Origin of the sequence: Nostoc sp. (genome assembly GCF_036917555.1) — a bacterium.
Taxonomy (GTDB): Bacteria; Cyanobacteriota; Cyanobacteriia; order Cyanobacteriales; family Nostocaceae; genus Nostoc.
Genome location: NZ_JBALDD010000027.1, coordinates 30,620 through 49,514 on the forward strand (window position 1 = coordinate 30,620; position 18,895 = coordinate 49,514).

The following is an 18,895-nucleotide window of genomic DNA, read 5'->3' on the forward strand; positions in this document are numbered from 1 at the left end:
AGAGGTTGTTTGAAAAGTGCTTGCCTGTGATTTTAAGTACTTCTAGATCCCTCTTAGCTAGTAGTCTATCAAGCAATACAGTTCAGATCAGCCCAAAACCCAGATGTAGAGACGCGATTTATCGCGTCTTGAAAGACCAATTATCTACACCAATAACTCTTAACCCAAGCGTATTGGTATATCAAGTTTAAATTGATGGGTAAGCAAGTTCGTAGTAAAGACTTTAGTCCTTAAGTTTCTAAGCACTAAAGTCCTTACTACGAAAAAACTTATTTAAAAACGTAAGATTTAATTTCTTGCTCTATTTGGTCACTAATAATTTCAGTTCCCATACCGATTTTATCGAGGTTAATCCTCACAAAATTTGTTTTGTCTTCTTTTGTAAACTTTTTATCATTATTCGAGTCTTTGATAATTTTTATAAAAATTGCATTTTGACTTGGAACAGCAACCCAACTGATTATTCGAGTATTATTTGGGGTAATTTGCTGGAGGTTCTTACCTGATAAATCAGAAAGATAGGCAATAGTAGCATCTTCGCTGTTAAGTTTTTTATCTATATTTGTATCTTGGTCAATGATTTTATACAACCAAAGTCTTGTAGTGGGATTCTTTGCTGCTTTTATCTCCAATAAATCGAAGGAGGCGATCATGGCCTTTTTATTTAATAAAAGATGAGCTTCACCATCTTGCTTTCGATAAAAGATAATGTTATACAATTGGTTACTTCTTTCATTTTCATAAGAACGTGAAAGGCTTAAATCAATTCCTTTATCTTCATTTTGCTCTGCAAGACTAACAGGAATCATCAGATAATCTGATTGTTCTTTAATAATTAAATCGCCATAGATAAGATTTGCTTGTGGCTTCGGTTTCTCAGTTGCTTTTGCCTGTTCTGCATTTCTACTAACAGAAGACTTACAGGAAAAAGAAAGGGCAGCTACAATAATAGCTGTAGTAATTTTATTTAAAAAGCGATAATTTCTCATAAAGTTCTCTTAGCAGGATAGGTTGCTGTCCTATTTTATTACCTGCTGGAAAATTAGCTAGAGTTTTAATTTGAGTTTATATTCTATAAAAACAAGTTCACATAAGCGACCTTGTTTTTATAGACAAAATACAGCGGATGTCAAGGAAAGTGAAGTACACAACTATTTGTTTCAAAGCCATGTATAAAGCCTATTTTACTTCTGGATTATGACCGGAGCTTCGGAGTCTCCGGCTCCGCTCCTGAATTTTGAATTCTGCTGTAAGTAAAGTACCCTAACATTGTTTTATGACTCTCACGAGATAAAAATTAGAAACCTTTGTTGTAATTAGTTTTTATAAATCTAGGAGTAGGTTGGGTTAAGGAACGTAGCAAGATCCCTGCAGGGTAAATCAATACCAATAATCCCTGATTTTGTTGGGTAACACTAAAGTTTAACCCAACATACAAACATTTTATTTTTTCAGCGTAATAAAACAACGCTACCCAAAAAGTTTTAGATTTCTTGGGCACATTAACTGTCTTTTGTTAATGTTATCTTAGTCTGACAACTAAGTAATTAGTACAGCGTGGCGGAAATCAAGCCACTATTTTAAACAAGCAAAAGCCTCAATATACAAACTTTTGACTTTTGACTTTTGACTTTTAACTTCCGCCTTACAGTATAGGCGTAAATAGTAAATAAATTAAAGTCTATAGTAAGGACTTTAGTCCTGATAATCATTGTTTTAAGCGATGAATCGCTCACTACGAACTAGGATTTTATTTTGTATTTAATCATGCCTACCTACTTTTTCAAGCGTGAATTCCGGCACTCACTACCGTACTGAGAAAATCATATTACAATAAAATACCAAAAACCTGGTCAAGGTTGACCAGGTTTTATCGAGTTTACAGCTTTCAAATTTTAAACTAATTAACTAACTAAAGGTTAATAACTAGGGTGGACTGAAAAACTAACAAACTCAGCATTCTTGCGTTTTTCCGCTTTAGGATTTGGCTTTACCTTCTACATTAGGCTTTTTGCCACTTCTATCACATTTGATATGCTGAAATTTTGCTTGGGCTGATGACAAGGGGACACTAAGTCATTGACCCTTTTTGTTTGGTTTTATTCTGTTTGGTGTCCTAATATTTAAATTATCACTTAATTTATGAATTGCAACCCTTGGTTTACGAAAATTGACGTTTTGTTAGATTTTGCAATCTAGAGCCAGAAATTTGATCCCCAGCCCTCTTTTGAAGAAAGTTAAAGGTATCTTGGATAGATTAAGCATAGTAACCAAACTGCATTGTCATCAATCCCACATAATCTAATTGTCATTTAGATGGTCAGTGACAATGCGTCCAATGGCATCAATTTCTGCTATTTGGGCGGTGGAAAGCTTAATTTGAGCGGCTAATGCGTTGTCTTGTACTTGTTCGGGATAACGCCCGCTAGCGATGTCTGGCGACAAGCCGCTACGACGCGTCTACGCATTTGTTTGAGGTTGAGCAATTAACCAGGGTAAAGCTAACTGAGCAAGGGTACAATTATGAAAAAGCGCTATAGGAAGCAGTTTTTCTAGCGCTTGTTGAGCACGTTCAAAGTTTTCGCTTTGAAACAGTTTATTTTTAGCACGGTTATCTGTTGGGTCAAATTTATGACCGAGAGCAAATCTTCGTGTTAACAACCCCTGAGCTAAAGGCGAATAAGCAAGGATAGAAATATTGTTTTCGATACAATAGGGCAATGCATCTTGTTCTAGCTGTCTCCAGAATAAAGAATAGGGTGGTTGTAAACTATCAATACGTCCATAACTTGCTGCTTTTGCTAACTGGACGCCAGAAAAATTGGAAACACCGATCGCTCGAATTTTACCTCGCTTTTTCATAACTGTTTCCTAATTTATTACCTTGGACAGGTTCATACTTTATTAGTCTTAGCTTCAAATTAAATCAGAGTTACAGTAGATGCCGATGGAATTGACTACAACTTTTCATGCTCTCAAAGAATGGGCAGTTGCCATAAATGCCTTGGAAAATGGCAAAACAATTATGTTACTCCGCAAAGGCGGTATCCACGAACGAAATGGACATTTCCAAGTTGCCCACAAGCAAATTTTGCTTTACCCTACTTATGAACATCAACAAGCTTTTATGCTGAAAGCTGAATATGCCAATAATGTCTATCCAGTAACATCAGGCTGGCATCCTGAAACAGTTCGCATTGGCAGCTGGGCTGAAATTACAGATATTTTGCCAGTGAGTGACGAGTCTATTGTCAACAGCTTACTTCCCTTCCATATTTGGAACGAGCATTTTATTAGCGATCGCCTCAAATGGAAAGCACGTCAACCCCTTTATATTCTGCTTTTGCGGACATATAAACTACTGCAAGAGCAAGAAATTCCCTATTATGCTAAATACGCTGGCTGCAAGTCATGGATTGATTTAGATCGATCGATTCACTTGGAAACAGCACAACCAGTTTTATCTAATTTTGCATACAGCCAATTAGTAGAGACAATTCGCCAGATTGTTGGTGATAAGTTGTATGTTCCATCCTTCTAATAACCGAAATTACTGTCCAGATACCTGACTTTTTGAAGAAATCGGGTGTCTAAATCTCTATACTTAAGAGAGCGATCGCTACATATTTACCACTACCAATTACTGAAATATCTAGCGATATTGACTAATCAGCCTTGATGTACCACTACTACGCAGAATATCACACCAGAAGTCTCGCTTACTTTCCCAGTTTTTAGGTAAAACTGGTTCAGTTTGCTGTCCTGACAATAATGCTATCCAAGATTTACAAATAGCTTGTGTTGCGAATTTATTTCTGACGAATTCTCCAGCTAATTTACCATTTTCTACCACTAATTCGTTATTAGTTAACCCATTAATAATTAGTTTACTGAGAGCTTGAGTAGATTGCTCATTAGCTAATGATTTGAACTTACCACGGTAGACAGTTTCTTTAAGTCCACCCTCTGCTAATGAAAATACTGTGCGATTGCACGCCTGGGCATCTATTGCTGCTACACAAAATGTTTCAATTATACTTTTGTTCCAGGAAGGATTAACAATCACAGCCCAAGATTTGCCTATTGCTTTCCGCAATGACTCAGGTGATAAAGCACCAAGGAAATCAGGTTGGTATTTCTCTGGTAAAGTTTTTAACCAAGGTTGAATATAGTTATTTTCAAACTCGGATGAGGCGACTCCTAAACTACCTTGTTTAAATTTAGACCCTTGGTGCAGGCTCAGACTACCAGCAACCGCTAATTGCAAGTTTACTTCTTGTTGGACTAGATGAGACCACACTTGCATCAATTCTACAAAACCCTTGCTGGGTGTAACAGCTCCCACAAATAGTAATATTGGTTCTTGCTGTTCTAAAGTTGGTTTAAACGTAGGGCAGTAGGAATTATAAACTACATTTACTTTTCGTGACCACTGTGGTATTGCCCTGTAAACATTTGCATGAGAAATTGAAGGGCAAATAATCCGATTACCGCCTTTATTTAAAAAACTACTCACAAAAGACCAAGATGTTCTATTATGCAGCCAAAGAAATGTTTTACTTAAAAACTGATTTCCAAAAGTAAGTTCATTGCCATTCCAGTGAGATTGGTGTACTGCTAATTTGTCAAATTTAGCAGTATCTACAAAATTATGCTTCACACAGGTTAATTTTGTACTCTCAATTTCAACTGCACTGCTAAGAGTAACATCAATACCTGCATCACTAAGCATACCCGCCATGCGGATAATTGCCCCATCAGTACCAGAAGAAGAAGCAGTACCATCCAAAACATTGTCAATGCTATTAAAATTTTGATGGTTGCGTGGTAGCGAAACTAAAATTTTCACAATAGTTTTCTTAGTATAAAGTATCACTCAGTTTTTCTGAAAATATTTTCACAACATTATAAATGCCGATTATTATGGGCAGACTTATGAAATGCTGATTTGAATTTTTTTCACAGTTTTGTTAAATAATCTATTAGTTTTTGTCATCAAACTAGGTGGTTTTAGTCGTGTTGGCTTTTTTTCTGGTTGTTTGAGAAAACGATAGTGTAAAAATTCGTCTCGATAGCAAATATTAATATCTTCTCCTTGACATAAGCTTGCGAAATCTCTAGAAGAATAGCTCATGTAGTGAAGGCGATAAATGGGTTTTAATCCGTCTTGGTTGTAAAGAACATTATTAATATTCACAAAGGGATCTGCATTAGCACAGTTACCAGTTATATCTGCACCATTAGGGCTAAGTGTGAAGTTGAAAATTGGGCGATTGCACCTTAATGTCATATAGTTGAATAAAAAGGCATCATCCCAATGTTTGCGTACCCATTGAATTTCATTTTTTTCAATTAGCAACGTTTTTAAAAATTCTAGCTCTGGTGAAGAAAAAATAAATTTTTTAGATGCAAAAAAGCTAGAGCAGTGCAGCTTAGAACGTATATCTTCCTCTTTATAAAAACCAGATTTTTCTATAATGGGTAAATCTAAAGCTGCATTTAACCTGGACTTTTTATGTTCCCAATCATCAAATATAAAATCGTATCTATCAAGCTTATCTAATAGATTTTTTAGGGGTTTCATTGCTAAACTATCAGCATCATAAAATACAAACTTTTCAAATTCTCCATCAAAAGCGCATAACTTTCTTAACAAGGGGCTGAGATACCAAGAATTGCGATATAAATGCCCTTCTTTTGTTGATGGATGTACAGCCCAAACTTCATTTGCAAAATTATCCCACCGTAGAATAGATTCCCTATTTTCAAACAGAGTGACATTTTTTCTAGATTTAATTTCCTGAGTAACCTTCTCTAATTGATCATTATAAGGAATAACACATACAGGAATATCTTGGCTAACATTGACTTCAATACTATTTAGCAAGGCAACTAACTGGTCAAATACAGCATCATTTGCAAGGGTGTAAATACCGACTGCTTTCATTTTATTAAATCCTACTCGACTGACAAAATTATTTATGATGTTCGTATTTTCCCATATACCTCTCAGTAAAAACAACATTTTTACCGTAAATATACGGTAAATTCATGAAATTTGACACTAGTTATATCCAAGTTTTACATTCTTTGGTTAAGACTGTTATTAGTCATTTGTCTTTTATAAGTACTTTTAACTAATGACAAACAGAGAAATCTGAGCGGAGGCTTTCGACGTTGGCGCAGCCCGCCGTAGCGAAAAGTCGGAGCGGCGCGACGATTTGTTAGCGCAGCGGTAGCGTACCCTTACGGGTAAGCAAGCTACAGCTACGTACAGCATCTCGTAGAGAGGAGCGAGCATCTGTAGGAGGATCACTTTTTAAAACATGCATCAAAACTTTAGGAACAACCAGATAAAGTAATTGTGCAATTTAGATGTGTTTTAGCTTAGTGTTTAATCAAAAGAACTTTACAAGTAATTTTCAAAATATGCGCTTATATATGTAAGCAGAAAAACAAATACTCTGATTGCAAACTTCAATAAAAACAGTAGTTATTGTTACACACAATCGCAAAAAACGCGGATAACATGAGAAAAATCTCACCCGATAAACAAGGTGAGGCAAAGCTGTTTATCTTTATGTCCCGTTAGCAGCTGTCTTCCAGGCTATGAATTGTTAAGCAATTATCCCGCAGTGGATAGAACTTAATTACATTTTGTCTAATACTTTAGGCAAAAATTATCCCCAAAGGTGATAAATAGCTTGACAAATATCAGCTATTATGCATCATTAGCTAAAAGCAAAGGAGTTTGCAATGCATCGACAAATGTGCTGGTTATCTAAGTCTGGTAGTGACGGAGAGAAAATTTTGTATTTGCAGACAGAACCCAATCAACCCTGGCGTCCCTACACAGCTTTTGGACATTTTGCAGTCCCAGATTATCAAATACCAGGTGGTTCTAAAGGTTGGGCAACTTATCAAAAACTTTTGAAAGCAGGTTGGACACTAGTATCTAGCGCACGGGCAAACGAGTTTGGCAGCAGCAGCTACGCAGAGTCAACAATCCAAAATCAATAGTCATTCATCATTGGTTATTCTTGGCTTTCTCGCCTCTCCCTCACAAACCTCTGGGGGAACCTTCACCGCGAGGATCGGCGGCTCCTTCTAAAGTTCCATCAGATGTAACAGCGATCGCGTTACCATTACCCCAAGGAGTAGTTTCCTTAATTTTGTGCCCCCGACGGCGTAAGTCTTGCAAAGTCAGAGCATCCAAGCCCCAGGATTCAACGCGCAACTCATCTGGTAGCCATTGATGATGTATGCGTGGAACAGAAACAGCCGCACCAACATTCATGTTGTATTCCAGCACATTCAGGATTACTTGCAAAACCTGGGTGATGATGGTGCTACCACCAGGCGCGCCTGCTGCCATCCGAAAATGACCATTTTCTGTGACAATTGTGGGAGTCATACTGGATAGGGGAGTTTTGCGAGGTGCAATACTGTTGGCATCGTTACCAACTAAACCAAAAGCATTAGGCACTCCTGGCGCAGCGGCAAAATCATCCATCTCATTGTTGAGAACAATTCCAGTTCCCGGTGTCACCACACCAGCACCAAAAATAAGGTTAATCGTGAAAGTCAAACTTACGGCGTTGCGTTCTTCATCCACAACATTCAGATGAGTGGTTTGGAGAGATTCATGCGGAAGACAAGGGGATGAGGCTGGCGTTGCAGGGGGAGATGAGGGAAGACGTAGACATTTTGAATTTAAATCTACTGGCTTGATTTCCGTGGAGGGTCGAGCCATTTGCATATTAATTTCTTGACGGCGTTTTTTAGCGTAAGCTGGACTGAGTAGTTCTTGTACAGGGACTTTGACAAAATCAGGATCGCCTAAATATTTTGAGCGATCACTGTAAGCAATCTTCATTGCTTCTACCATTAAATGTATCGCGTCTGGATGATGCCATCCTAAAGATTTTAAATTAGTGTCACCGATAATATTTAAAATCTGCAATAGGTGAACGCCTCCTGATGATGGTGGTGGCATTGAGCAAATTTTAGCTTTGCGGAAGTTGCCACAAACGGGAGTGCGCCAGATTGGTTTATAAGCTTTCAGGTCTTCGAGAGTAATTAAACCACCATTTTTTACCATATCAGAAGCGATCGCACGAGCAATACTTCCGGTGTAAAAACTTTGGGGATTTTCGGCAATTGCTGTTAAAGTGCGTTCCAAATCACGCTGCACAAGTTTCTCCCTTGGTTGATAAAACTCGCCGTTGTGAGTGAAAATTTCCCGTGCTGCTGGATTATTGATAATTGCTTGCTGGCGCTGGTTGAGCCTCTGAGTTAGCACATTGCTAAGAATAAAGCCATCTTTAGCGAGTGCGATCGCAGGTTTCATTACCTCTTGCCAAGAAAGCTTACCATAGCGACGATGCACTTCATAAAGTCCTGCTACCGTTCCTGGTGTCGCTACTGCCAAATAACCATTAATACTTGCATTCGGACGCACCTTTCCTTTTGCATCTAGATACATATTTCTTGTAGCTTTCAGGGGTGCGCGTTCGCGGAAATCTAACGCTTTCATGTCGCCAGTTTTCTCAGAGTGCATCAGCAAAAATCCGCCGCCGCCGATTCCCGCCGAAAAAGGCTCAACTACAGAAAGTGCAAAGGTTGTGGCCACAGCTGCATCCACTGCATTACCCCCTTTGCGTAACATCAAAATTCCCGCTTCACTTGCTAGGGGATGGGCTGAAACCACCATCCCCTTTTTGCTGCGTAGGGGTAAAGTTAAGGCGGCTGATGCAACTTGACTGTAAAGTAAGACGCTGAAAGAAAAGATTGCGATCGCAACTCGCTTTGGTTTAGCAACAGTAAGCATTTTATACCATTCCTCAAAAAATCTTATACATATTTAGCATCTTAGTGTACTTAATTTATCAGATTTTAATTACCATTGTTTGCGTAGCTTGCCGCCATAGGTATTGCTCTCTTACCCCCCTTGAACAGTTACAAATATGAAGAGTATGCAAAGATTTTTTGAAAAGATAGACATCTAAGTAAATATTCGATATTTAGTTATTGTTGGGTTCTTTTGATGTTTCCTATTTTCCAGATAGAAATTCCAGGATGGTCGCTGACAACGAATGCATAAAGATTTCCTGTTTTATGCTGTCTTAAGTGTTCTCTATTTTGAACAGGGTAAGACTTATGCATTAACAAACCAACTAAATTTTGTACAGTGCTTAAGACTTAAATAATCCTCAATACTGGGATAAGTAATATTTGCAGTGAATTAAAAGGAAAATCTTTAACGAACGATTTTTGACTCTATCTAAAGAGTGAATAAAGTATGCTGAAAGCTTTAAATTTTGGCAAATTGTTTGTGCCATCAAACAGTACTAACTCGATTATTGACAACTGAAGTTACTCTAAAAATCGATTCAGGTAAGAAAAACTTATGGCAATTATCATTGGAACCAACGGTAACGATACCCTACAGGGCGCTTTAGATTACAACGATTACTACGATACCCTAATTGGTGGCGGTGGCAAAGATATATTTTTTTTTGGTGACGGCTCAAACTTCATTAATACAATCGCCGATTTCGATGGAGTAGGTAAAGGAACAAACCCCACAGCAGCAGTCATTGCTGAGGTGGATACCCTAAATTTCCACAACTATAGTGGCTTCACTGCCCAAAACTTGATCCTTACCCAGAATGGCACAAGTTTGTCAATCAACTCTCAAAGGTCTAGCTTTGACAAAATCATTTTAGAAAACTTTGCCCTAGAAACCCTGGATAACCTAAGCTTATCCACTGGAGCCACTGTAGATTCGGGCAATATTCTGTTTTATGGGCAAACTACTATCACCGACAGCTTTGATGTCTTCGATGCCAACTCCACCCAAAGCACTGTCTTTAAAAAAAACACAGTCACCTTCCTAAACGACCTAGACAACAATGTTAGTGGATTTGACAATTCAAATGATGTGATCAATGGTCAAGGGGGTGATGACATTATTGAAGGCTTAAGTGGCAATGACCTTTTGAGAGGTGGTGCGGGCAATAATACCCTCAACGGTGGTGTTGGTGACGACTCTTTAGATGCTGACTTCCCCTTAGGTAATAATCGGCTTTTTGGTAGCGATGGGAATGATTCTCTGACAGCCTCTGGCAGCTACACGGACTCCATCTATACCGACCAAGAAGTCGACAATCGCTCTTTAGGCAATAATACCCTCAACGGTGGTGTTGGTGACGACTCTTTGGATGCTAGCGGTTCATTCGGGGATAACCTCTTAGATGGAGGCGATGGCAATGATTCTCTCTCCATCTCTGGGAGTCAAATCAGTGCGGAGTACACAGTGGATAACTCTCGCTCAGATGGCGATAACACCCTCAAAGGTGGTGCTGGTGATGATATCTTGAGTGCTAGTGGTTCAAATGGCGATAACCTGTTAGATGGAGACGATGGCAATGATTTTCTAGACATATATGGCTATATTTACCGAAATTTTGACTTTTCCTTCAACTCTCGTTCATCTGGCAAGAACCTTCTCTCTGGGGGAGATGGCAATGATACTCTAACAGCCTCTGGTGCCACTGGTAATAACACCCTCAACGGTGGTAATGGCGATGATAGCCTTACAGGCGGTGGTGGTAAGGATAGCCTCACAGGCAGCGGTGGTAAGGATAAATTTGTTTACAAAGGCTTAAGCAACGACAGGACTAATACTTTCACAGGCGACGACACGATTAATAATGGCACTACTACGATCGCTGATTTTACTGGAGTAGGTAAAGGAACAAACCCCACAACAGCAATCATAGGCGAAGTGGATACTCTGATATTCCAGGACAATAGTGGCTTTACTGCTAAGAATTTGCTTCTCACCCAGAATGGCACAAGTTTGTCAATCAGCTTTCAAGGGTTTGGTGATACCAGATTCGTCCTGGAAAACTTTGCCCTAGAAAACCTGGATAACCTCACCAAATCTACTGGAGCCACCGTAGATTTGGGCAATATTCTGTTTTATGGGCAAACTACCATCATCGACAGCTTTGATGTCTTCGATGCCAACTCCACCCAAAGCACTGTATTTAAAAAAAACACAGTCACCTTCCTAAACGACCTAGACAACAATGTTAGTGGATTTGACAATTCAAATGATGTGATCAATGGTCAAGGGGGTGATGACATTATTGAAGGCTTAAGTGGCAATGATATTTTGAGGGGTGGCGATGGCAATGATACTTTTGTTTTCAATAGTTTCGATGAAGGTCTCGATCTGATACGTGACTTCGGTGCGATTAATGAACCGAATGAACTAATTCAGGTATCGGCTGCTGGTTTTGGTGGCGGTTTATCAGCAGGTGTACTTCAGGCAAGTCAATTTACACTTGGAGAATCTGCAACCACTAGCAGCCAGCGATTTATTTATAACTCCACTACAGGTGCATTGTTCTTTGACTCTGATGGTAGTGCAGGCGCATTTACTCAGGTACAATTTGCCGGATTATCTGCTGGGTTGTCACTAACAAATAACAATTTTGTGGTTGTTTAATCTTATTTGGGTAGCTTGCCGCTGTAAGCATCGCTCTCCTACCCCCACTTGAACGATTATAAATATGAAGAGTATGCAAAGATTTTTGGAAAAGATAGACATCTAAGTAAATATTCGGTATTTAGTGATTGTTGAGTTATTTTGATGTTTCCTATTTTCCAGATAGAAATTCAAGCGCGATGTTTACAGCGGCAAGCTACGCCGACAACGAATACAGAAAGATTTCCTGTTTTATGCTGTCTCAAGTGTTCCCTATTTTGAATACTAGTAAGACTTATACGTTGACAAACCAACTAAATTTTGTACAGTGTTTAAGACTTAGATAGTCCTCAATACTGGGATAGTAATGTTTACCAGCGAATTAAAGGGGAAATCTTTAATGAACAATTTGCGACTCTATCTAAAGACTGAATAAGGTATGCCGAAAGCTTCAACTTTTGGCACATTATTTGTGCCATCAAACAGCACTAACTCGATTATTGACAACTAAAGTTACTCCAAAAATCGATTCAATCAGGAAAAAGTTATGGCAATTATCATTGGAACCAGCGGTAACGACACCCTAAAGGGCACTTCCGATTACTACGATAACTACGACACCCTAACTGGGGGCGGTGGCAACGATATATTTTTTTACGGCGGCTCAAACTACATTAATACGATCCCCGATTTCGGTGGAGTAGGTAAAGGAACAAACCCAACAGCAGCAGTCATTGCCGAAGTGGATACCCTAAGTTTCCAGAGCTATAGTGGCTTTACTGCCCAAAACTTGCTCCTCACCCAGAATGGCACAAGTTTGTCAATCAGCTTTCAAGGGTTTGGTAATAGCGGATTTATCCTAGAAAACTTTGCTCTGTCCAACCTTGATAACCTCAGCAAATCCACTGGGGCCACTGTAGACTTAGGCAATATTCTGTTTTATGGGCAAACTACGATCACCGACAGCTTTGATGTCTTTGATGCCAACTCCACCCAAAGCACTGTCTTTAAAAAAAACACAGTCACCTTCCTAAACGACCTATCTAACAATGTTAGTGGATTTGACAATTCAAATGATGTGATCAATGGTCAAGGGGGTGATGACATTATTGAAGGCTTAAGTGGCAATGACATATTGAGGGGTGGTGCAGGCAATAATACCCTCAACGGTGGTGTTGGTGACGATACCTTGTATGCTGACTCCCCCTCAAGCAATAATCGGCTTTTTGGTGGTGATGGCAATGATTTTCTAGATATCTCTGGCAGCGACAAATACTACTCCTACTTACCAGACTACGATGATCGCTCTTTAGGCAACAATACCCTCAACGGTGGTGCTGGTGACGATACTTTAAATGCTAGCGGTTCATTCGGGGATAACCTCTTAGATGGAGGCGACGGCAATGATTCTCTCTCCATCTCTGGGAATCAAAGAGGTGAGGAGTACGGAGCGTTTAACTCTCGCTCAGATGGCGATAACATCCTCAACGGTAGTGCTGGTGATGATACCTTGAGCGCTAGTGGTTCAAATGGCGATAACCTGCTTTTTGGAGGAGATGGCAATGATTTTCTAGATATCTCTGGCTTTATTTACCGATATTTTGACTCTGGCTACAACTCTCGCTCATCTGGCAAAAACCTCCTCTCTGGGGGCAATGGCAATGATACTTTAACAGCCTCTGGTGCCACTGGTAATAACACCCTCAACGGTGGTAATGGCGATGATAGCCTTACAGGCGGTGGTGGTAAAGATAGCCTCACAGGCGGCGGTGGTAAGGATAAATTTGTTTACAAAGGCTTAAGCAACGACACGACTAATAGTGGCAGAATCACCGACACGATTAATACTGGCACTCATACAATCGCCGATTTTACTGGAGTAGGTAAAGGAACAAACCCCACAGCAGCAGTCATAGCCGAAGTCGATACTCTGATATTCCAGGACAATAGTGGCTTCACTGCCGACAATTTGCTTCTTACCCAGAATGGCACAAGTTTGTCAATCAGTTTTCAAGGGTATGGTGATACCAGATTCATCCTGGAAAACTTTGCTCTGTCCAACCTTGATAACCTCAGCAAATCCACTGGGGCCACTGTAGACTTAGGCAATATTCTGTTTTATGGGCAAACTACCATCACTGACAGCTTTGATGTCTTCGATGCCAACTCCACCCAAAGCACTGTCTTTAAAAAAAACACAGTCACCTTCCTAAACGACCTATCTAACAATGTTAGTGGATTTGACAATTCAAATGATGTGATCAATGGTCAAGGGGGTGATGACATTATTGAAGGCTTAAGTGGCAATGACATTTTGAGGGGTGGTGATGGCAATAATACTCTCAACGGTGGCGATGGCGATGATTCCTTAAGTTTCGGCTCCCTATCTACGTTAGTGACTCAAACGGTAGACGGGGGAACAGGTAACGACACCTTGTCTTTCAGTTATAGCAGTGCTACCACGGGAATTACTTCGACTTTCAATCCGACTACTAACATTGGAGCAATTTCGACGACCGCGGACACAACAGTGTTTAGCTACAAGAATATCGAACAATTAAATATCATAGGTACAGACTACGATGATTATCTTCTGGGAAGCAATGGTAATGATACGCTCCCCTCAGGCAATGGTAACGATACAATAGATGGCGGCGCTGGTGAAGATTTCTTGGATATTAGTTTTTCAACAGGGGATCACCTCCTCAATGGAGGCGATGGCAATGATTCTTTACGGGCCTTGAGTTCCTTTTACGACGAATTCGGAGATTACCTTGAGCGTAGAACCTCTGGCGATAACACCCTCAACGGTGGTGCTGGTAACGATACATTGGATATTTTCGGTTCAGCAGACGATAATCTATTAGATGGGGGCGATGGTAATGATTCTCTGATAGCCTATTCTACCTCAGGTAATAACACCCTCAACGGTGGTGTTGGTAACGATACATTGGATGTTGGCGGTTCAAGTGCCAACATATTAGATGGGGGCGATGGTAATGATTCCCTGATAGTCTTTAGTGACGGTATTAACACCCTCAAAGGTGGCAATGGTGATGATACCCTTAGAGGTGGCTTTGGCGATGCTATCCTCATCGGTGGCAAGGGTAATGATTGGCTGTTTGGGGAAGGTGGTATTGATACCTTTGTTTTCAATAGTTTCGATGAAGGTCTCGATCTGATACGTGACTTCGGTGCGATTAATGAACCGAATGAACTAATTCAGGTGTCGGCTGCTGGTTTTGGTGGCGGTTTATCAGCAGGTGTACTTCAGGCAAGTCAGTTTACACTTGGAGAATCTGCAACCACTAGCAGCCAGCGATTTATTTATAATTCCACTACAGGTGCATTGTTCTTTGACTCTGATGGTAGTGCAGGCGCATTTACTCAGGTACAATTTGCCGGATTATCTGCTGGGTTGTCACTAACGAACAACAATTTTGTAGTTGTTTAATCGTTATTTGAGTTTCATCACTTAGCCGCAAAGGACAAAAATAATCTAAAGACTGAATAAGGTATGTTGAAAGCTTCAACTTTTGGCAGATTATTTGTGCGCTCGAACAGCACTAACTCGATTATTGACAACTGAAGTTACTCCAAAAATCGATTCAGGTAGGAAAAACTTATGGCAATTATCATTGGAACCAACGGTAACGATACCCTACAGAGCGCTTCAAATTACAACGATGACACCCTAGCTGATGGCGAGCAGTATAACACCCTAACTGGTGGCGGTGGCAATGATATATTTCCTGACGGCAACTTAAACTTAATTAATACGATCGCCGATTTCGGTGGAGTAGGTAAAGGAACAAACCCAACAGCAGCAGTCATTGCCGAAGTGGATACCCTAAGTTTCCAGAAATCTAGTAGCTTCACTGCACAAAACTTGCTCCTCACCCAGAATGGCACAAGTTTGTCAATCAGCTTTCAAGGGTTTGATTTTTACAAATTTATCCTAGAAAACTTTGCCCTAGAAACCCTGGATAACCTTACCAAATCCACTGGAGCCACTGTAGATTTGGGCAATATTCTGTTTTATGGGCAAACTACCATCACCGACAGCTTTGATGTCTTCGATGCTAACTCCACCGAAAGCACTGTATTTAAAAAAAACACAGTCACCTTCCTAAACGACCTAGACAACAATGTTAGTGGATTTGACAATTCAAATGATGTGATCAATGGTCAAGGGGGTGATGACATTATTGAAGGCTTAAGTGGCAATGACCTTTTGAGAGGTGGTGCGGGCAATAATACCCTCAACGGTGGTGTTGGTGACGACTCTTTAGATGCTGACTTCCCCTTAGGTAATAATCGGCTTTTTGGTAGCGATGGGAATGATTCTCTGACAGCCTCTGGCAGCTACACGGACTCCATCTATACCGACCAAGAAGTCGACAATCGCTCTTTAGGCAATAATACCCTCAACGGTGGTGTTGGTGACGACTCTTTGGATGCTAGCGGTTCATTCGGGGATAACCTCTTAGATGGAGGCAATGGCAATGATTCTCTCTCCATCTCTGGGAGTAAAAGCACTGGGGAGGCCAGAGCGGATAACTCTCGTTCAGATGGCAATAACACCCTCAACGGTGGTGCTGGTGATGATACCTTGAGCGCTAGTGGATCAAATGGCGATAACCTGCTTTTTGGAGGCGATGGCAATGATTTTCTAGATATCTCTGGCTATGCTTACAATGTTTTTGTCAACTACTTCGACTCTCGCTCATCTGGCAATAACCTCCTTTCTGGGGGCGATGGCAATGATACTCTAACCACTGGTAATAACACCCTCAACGGTGGTAAGGATAGCCTCACAGGCGGCGGTGGTAAGGATAAATTTGTTTACAAAGGCTTAAGCAACGACACGGCTAATTACAGAGGCAACGACGCGATTAATACTGGCACTTATACAATCGCCGATTTTACTGGAGTAGGTAAAGGAACAAACCCCACAGCAGCAGTCATAGCCGAAGTGGATACTCTGATATTCCAGGACAACAGTGGCTTCACTGCCGACAATTTGCTTCTTACCCAGAATGGCACAAGTTTGTCAATCACCTTTCAAGGGTATGGTATCAGATTCATCCTGGAAAACTTTGCCCTAGAAAACCTTGAAAACCTCACCAAATCTACTGGAGCCACTATAGATTTAGGTAATATTCTATTTTATGGGCAAACTAGCATCACCGACAGCTTTGATGTCTTCGATGCCAACTCCACCCAAAGCACTGTATTTAAAAAAAACACAGTCACCTTCCTAAACGACCTAGACAACAATGTTAGTGGATTTGACAATTCAAATGATGTGATCAATGCTCAAGGTGGTGATGACATTATTGAAGGCTTAAGTGGCAATGACATTTTGAGGGGTGGCGATGGCAATGATACTCTCAACGGTGGCGATGGCAATGATACTCTCAACGGTGGCGATGGCAATAACACCGTCAATGGCGGGAATGGCGATGATTCTTTAAATTTCTACTCTTTATCTACGTTAGTGACTCAAGCAGTAGACGGGGGAACAGGTAACGACACCTTGTCTTTGAGTTATAGCAGTGCTACCACTAGAATTACTTCGACTTTTGATGCGACTACTAACATTGGAGCAATTTCTTCAACGGCGGACACAACAGTGTTTAGCTACAAGAACATCGAACAATTAAATATCACAGGTACAAACTACGATGATTATCTTGTTGGAAGCAATGGTAATGATACGCTCCGTTCAGGCAATGGTAACGATACAATAGATGGCGGCGCTGGTGAAGATTTCTTGGATATTAGTTTTTCAAAAGGAAATCACCTCCTTAATGGAGGCAGTGGCAATGATTCTTTACAGGCTTTGAGTGACGTTTACGACGAATTCTCAAATTACGTTGGAAGTAGCATCTCTGGCAATAACACCCTCAACGGTGGTGCTGGTAACGATACATTGAATGTTGAGAGTTCAGGAGACAATAATCTATTAGATGGGGGCGATGGTAATGATTTTCTCTATATCCCTTCTTTCACTACCTCTGGTAATAACACCCTCAACGGTGGTGTTGGTAACGATACATTGAATGTTTACAGTTACAGTTCAACAGGCAATAATTTATTAGGTGGGGGCGATGGTAATGATTCCCTGATAGCCTCTAGTGCCACTGGTAACAGCACCCTTGAAGGTGGCAATGGTGATGATACCCTTAGAGGCGGTGAGGGCAATGCGATCATCATCGGTGGTAAGGGTAATGATCGGCTGTTTGGGGAAGGTGGTACTGATACCTTTGTTTTCAATAGTTTCGACGAAGGTCTCGATTTGATACGTGACTTCGGTGCGATTAATGAACCGAATGAACTAATTCAGGTGTCGGCTGCTGGTTTTGGTGGCGGTTTATCAGCAGGTGTACTTCAGGCAAGTCAGTTTACACTTGGAGAATCTGCAACCACTAGCAGCCAGCGATTTATTTATAATTCCACTACAGGTGCATTGTTCTTTGACTCTGATGGTAGTGCAGGCGCATTTACTCAGGTACAATTTGCCGGATTATCTGCTGGGTTGTCACTAACGAACAACAATTTTGTAGTTGTTTAATCATTATCTTCCATGTAGTGCGATGTCTGGCGACAAGCCGCTTCTCTACGAGAGGCTCCGCCTAACGCGTCTACGCCAATATCTAAAATGCGAGCTAATTATGGATACCGTAATTACACCAGAAAGAATCGAATTACCACCTGGCGCCGTGTTGAAGCTTTTGGGAGACTGGAAAGATTATCAAGTATTGAGTCAGCAACTAGGCGATCGCTCCTCACCTCGCATTAAATATCGCAGAGGAGAAATTTTGCTGATGGCACCGCTCCCAGAGCATGGAAGAGATGCGAGTTTGCTGGCAGATATTGCTAAGGTTTTGCTGGATCATTTAAACCGCGTGTACGAATCATTTACGCCTATCACCATGAGCTTGCCAGAAATTAGTGGCATTGAACCAGACTTTTGCTTTTACATTGAAAATTGCAGAGCAGTAGTAGGGAAAAAAAGAATTGATTGGGAGTCAGATCCACCACCAGATTTAGCTATTGAAATAGATGTAACAAGCTACACCGACATTAATGATTTCTTGCCTTATCGAGTGCCAGAAGTCTGGATATTAAAGAGTAATCAATTATTAATTTATCGATTGCAGGAAGAAAGTTATGTGCTTACACAAAGCAGTTACTTTCCTAACGTTAGAGAAATTGTGCAGCAATGTCTTCAAATGACCAATGAGCAAACAACAAGTGAAGTTATTAGGTGGTTAAAGAACTTTTTGGGCGAACAGCAGTAGTACAATGTTTAAGCGAGTTTTGAGGGTTTGTAGTAAGTACTTTAGTGTTTAGAGGATAAGGACTAAAGTCCTGACTACGAACTTTTACTAA

The 18,895-nt window shown here is 40.5% G+C and carries 10 protein-coding genes and 1 pseudogene; 6 read left to right on the top strand and 5 right to left on the bottom strand.

All coding sequences use genetic code 11. The features are described 5' to 3' along the window. Positions 1 to 269 precede the first annotated feature (269 nt). Positions 270 to 989 carry a hypothetical protein gene (locus V7K60_RS12670; RefSeq protein WP_334925960.1) on the bottom strand — a complete coding sequence of 240 codons (720 nt, stop codon included), beginning with the start codon at positions 987 to 989 and terminating at the stop codon, positions 270 to 272. 1,312 nt (positions 990 to 2,301) lie between these two features. Beyond that, positions 2,302 to 2,862, bottom strand: a pseudogene (locus tag V7K60_RS12675) (aldo/keto reductase); the annotation flags it as partial. Between the two features lie 79 nt (positions 2,863 to 2,941). On the opposite strand from V7K60_RS12675, the gene V7K60_RS12680 reads away from it, so the two are divergent. After that, positions 2,942 to 3,541, top strand: coding sequence for a DUF1802 family protein (locus tag V7K60_RS12680; protein WP_334925962.1), 600 nt, complete (start codon positions 2,942 to 2,944; stop codon positions 3,539 to 3,541). A 111-nt stretch (positions 3,542 to 3,652) separates the two neighbouring features. On the opposite strand, the gene V7K60_RS12685 is transcribed toward V7K60_RS12680, so the two are convergent. Further along, entirely contained in the window at positions 3,653 to 4,849 is a 1,197-nt protein-coding gene (locus tag V7K60_RS12685) for a glycosyltransferase (protein WP_334925964.1), read from the bottom strand. An 84-nt stretch (positions 4,850 to 4,933) separates the two neighbouring features. After that, positions 4,934 to 5,947 (bottom strand): Npun_R2821/Npun_R2822 family protein, encoded by a 1,014-nt coding sequence (locus V7K60_RS12690; protein ID WP_334925966.1) that lies wholly within the window; start codon positions 5,945 to 5,947, stop codon positions 4,934 to 4,936. 809 nt (positions 5,948 to 6,756) lie between these two features. Between V7K60_RS12690 and V7K60_RS12695 the strand changes: the two genes are divergently transcribed. Next, on the top strand, positions 6,757 to 7,020 hold the full coding sequence (locus V7K60_RS12695) for a hypothetical protein (protein WP_334925968.1): 264 nt from the start codon (positions 6,757 to 6,759) through the stop codon (positions 7,018 to 7,020). Between the two features lie 40 nt (positions 7,021 to 7,060). Here the strand turns inward: V7K60_RS12695 and ggt are convergent, their stop codons facing one another. Beyond that, positions 7,061 to 8,830 carry a gamma-glutamyltransferase gene (ggt, locus tag V7K60_RS12700; protein WP_334925969.1) on the bottom strand — a complete coding sequence of 590 codons (1,770 nt, stop codon included), beginning with the start codon at positions 8,828 to 8,830 and terminating at the stop codon, positions 7,061 to 7,063. Between the two features lie 579 nt (positions 8,831 to 9,409). On the opposite strand from ggt, the gene V7K60_RS12705 reads away from it, so the two are divergent. From V7K60_RS12705 to V7K60_RS12720, 4 genes are all read left to right on the top strand, one after another. Beyond that, on the top strand, positions 9,410 to 11,518 hold the full coding sequence (locus V7K60_RS12705; protein ID WP_334925971.1) for a beta strand repeat-containing protein: 2,109 nt from the start codon (positions 9,410 to 9,412) through the stop codon (positions 11,516 to 11,518). 526 nt (positions 11,519 to 12,044) lie between these two features. Next, positions 12,045 to 14,951, top strand: a complete 2,907-nt coding sequence (locus V7K60_RS12710) for a beta strand repeat-containing protein (protein ID WP_334925973.1) — start codon at positions 12,045 to 12,047, stop codon at positions 14,949 to 14,951. 171 nt (positions 14,952 to 15,122) lie between these two features. After that, on the top strand, positions 15,123 to 18,074 hold the full coding sequence (locus V7K60_RS12715; RefSeq protein WP_334925975.1) for a beta strand repeat-containing protein: 2,952 nt from the start codon (positions 15,123 to 15,125) through the stop codon (positions 18,072 to 18,074). Positions 18,075 to 18,174: 100 nt separating this feature from the next. Further along, positions 18,175 to 18,804, top strand: coding sequence for a Uma2 family endonuclease (locus V7K60_RS12720; protein WP_334925977.1), 630 nt, complete (start codon positions 18,175 to 18,177; stop codon positions 18,802 to 18,804). Positions 18,805 to 18,895 lie beyond the last annotated feature (91 nt).

Bases quoted from the DNA above. Each gene is read 5' to 3' on its own strand.
- V7K60_RS12670 (WP_334925960.1), bottom strand. From the start codon at position 989: ATGAGAAATTATCGCTTTTTAAATAAAATTACTACAGCTATTATTGTA.
- V7K60_RS12680 (WP_334925962.1), top strand. From the start codon at position 2,942: ATGCCGATGGAATTGACTACAACTTTTCATGCTCTCAAAGAATGGGCA.
- V7K60_RS12690 (WP_334925966.1), bottom strand. From the start codon at position 5,947: ATGAAAGCAGTCGGTATTTACACCCTTGCAAATGATGCTGTATTTGAC.
- V7K60_RS12695 (WP_334925968.1), top strand. From the start codon at position 6,757: ATGCATCGACAAATGTGCTGGTTATCTAAGTCTGGTAGTGACGGAGAG.
- ggt (WP_334925969.1), bottom strand. From the start codon at position 8,830: ATGCTTACTGTTGCTAAACCAAAGCGAGTTGCGATCGCAATCTTTTCT.
- V7K60_RS12705 (WP_334925971.1), top strand. From the start codon at position 9,410: ATGGCAATTATCATTGGAACCAACGGTAACGATACCCTACAGGGCGCT.
- V7K60_RS12710 (WP_334925973.1), top strand. From the start codon at position 12,045: ATGGCAATTATCATTGGAACCAGCGGTAACGACACCCTAAAGGGCACT.
- V7K60_RS12715 (WP_334925975.1), top strand. From the start codon at position 15,123: ATGGCAATTATCATTGGAACCAACGGTAACGATACCCTACAGAGCGCT.
- V7K60_RS12720 (WP_334925977.1), top strand. From the start codon at position 18,175: ATGGATACCGTAATTACACCAGAAAGAATCGAATTACCACCTGGCGCC.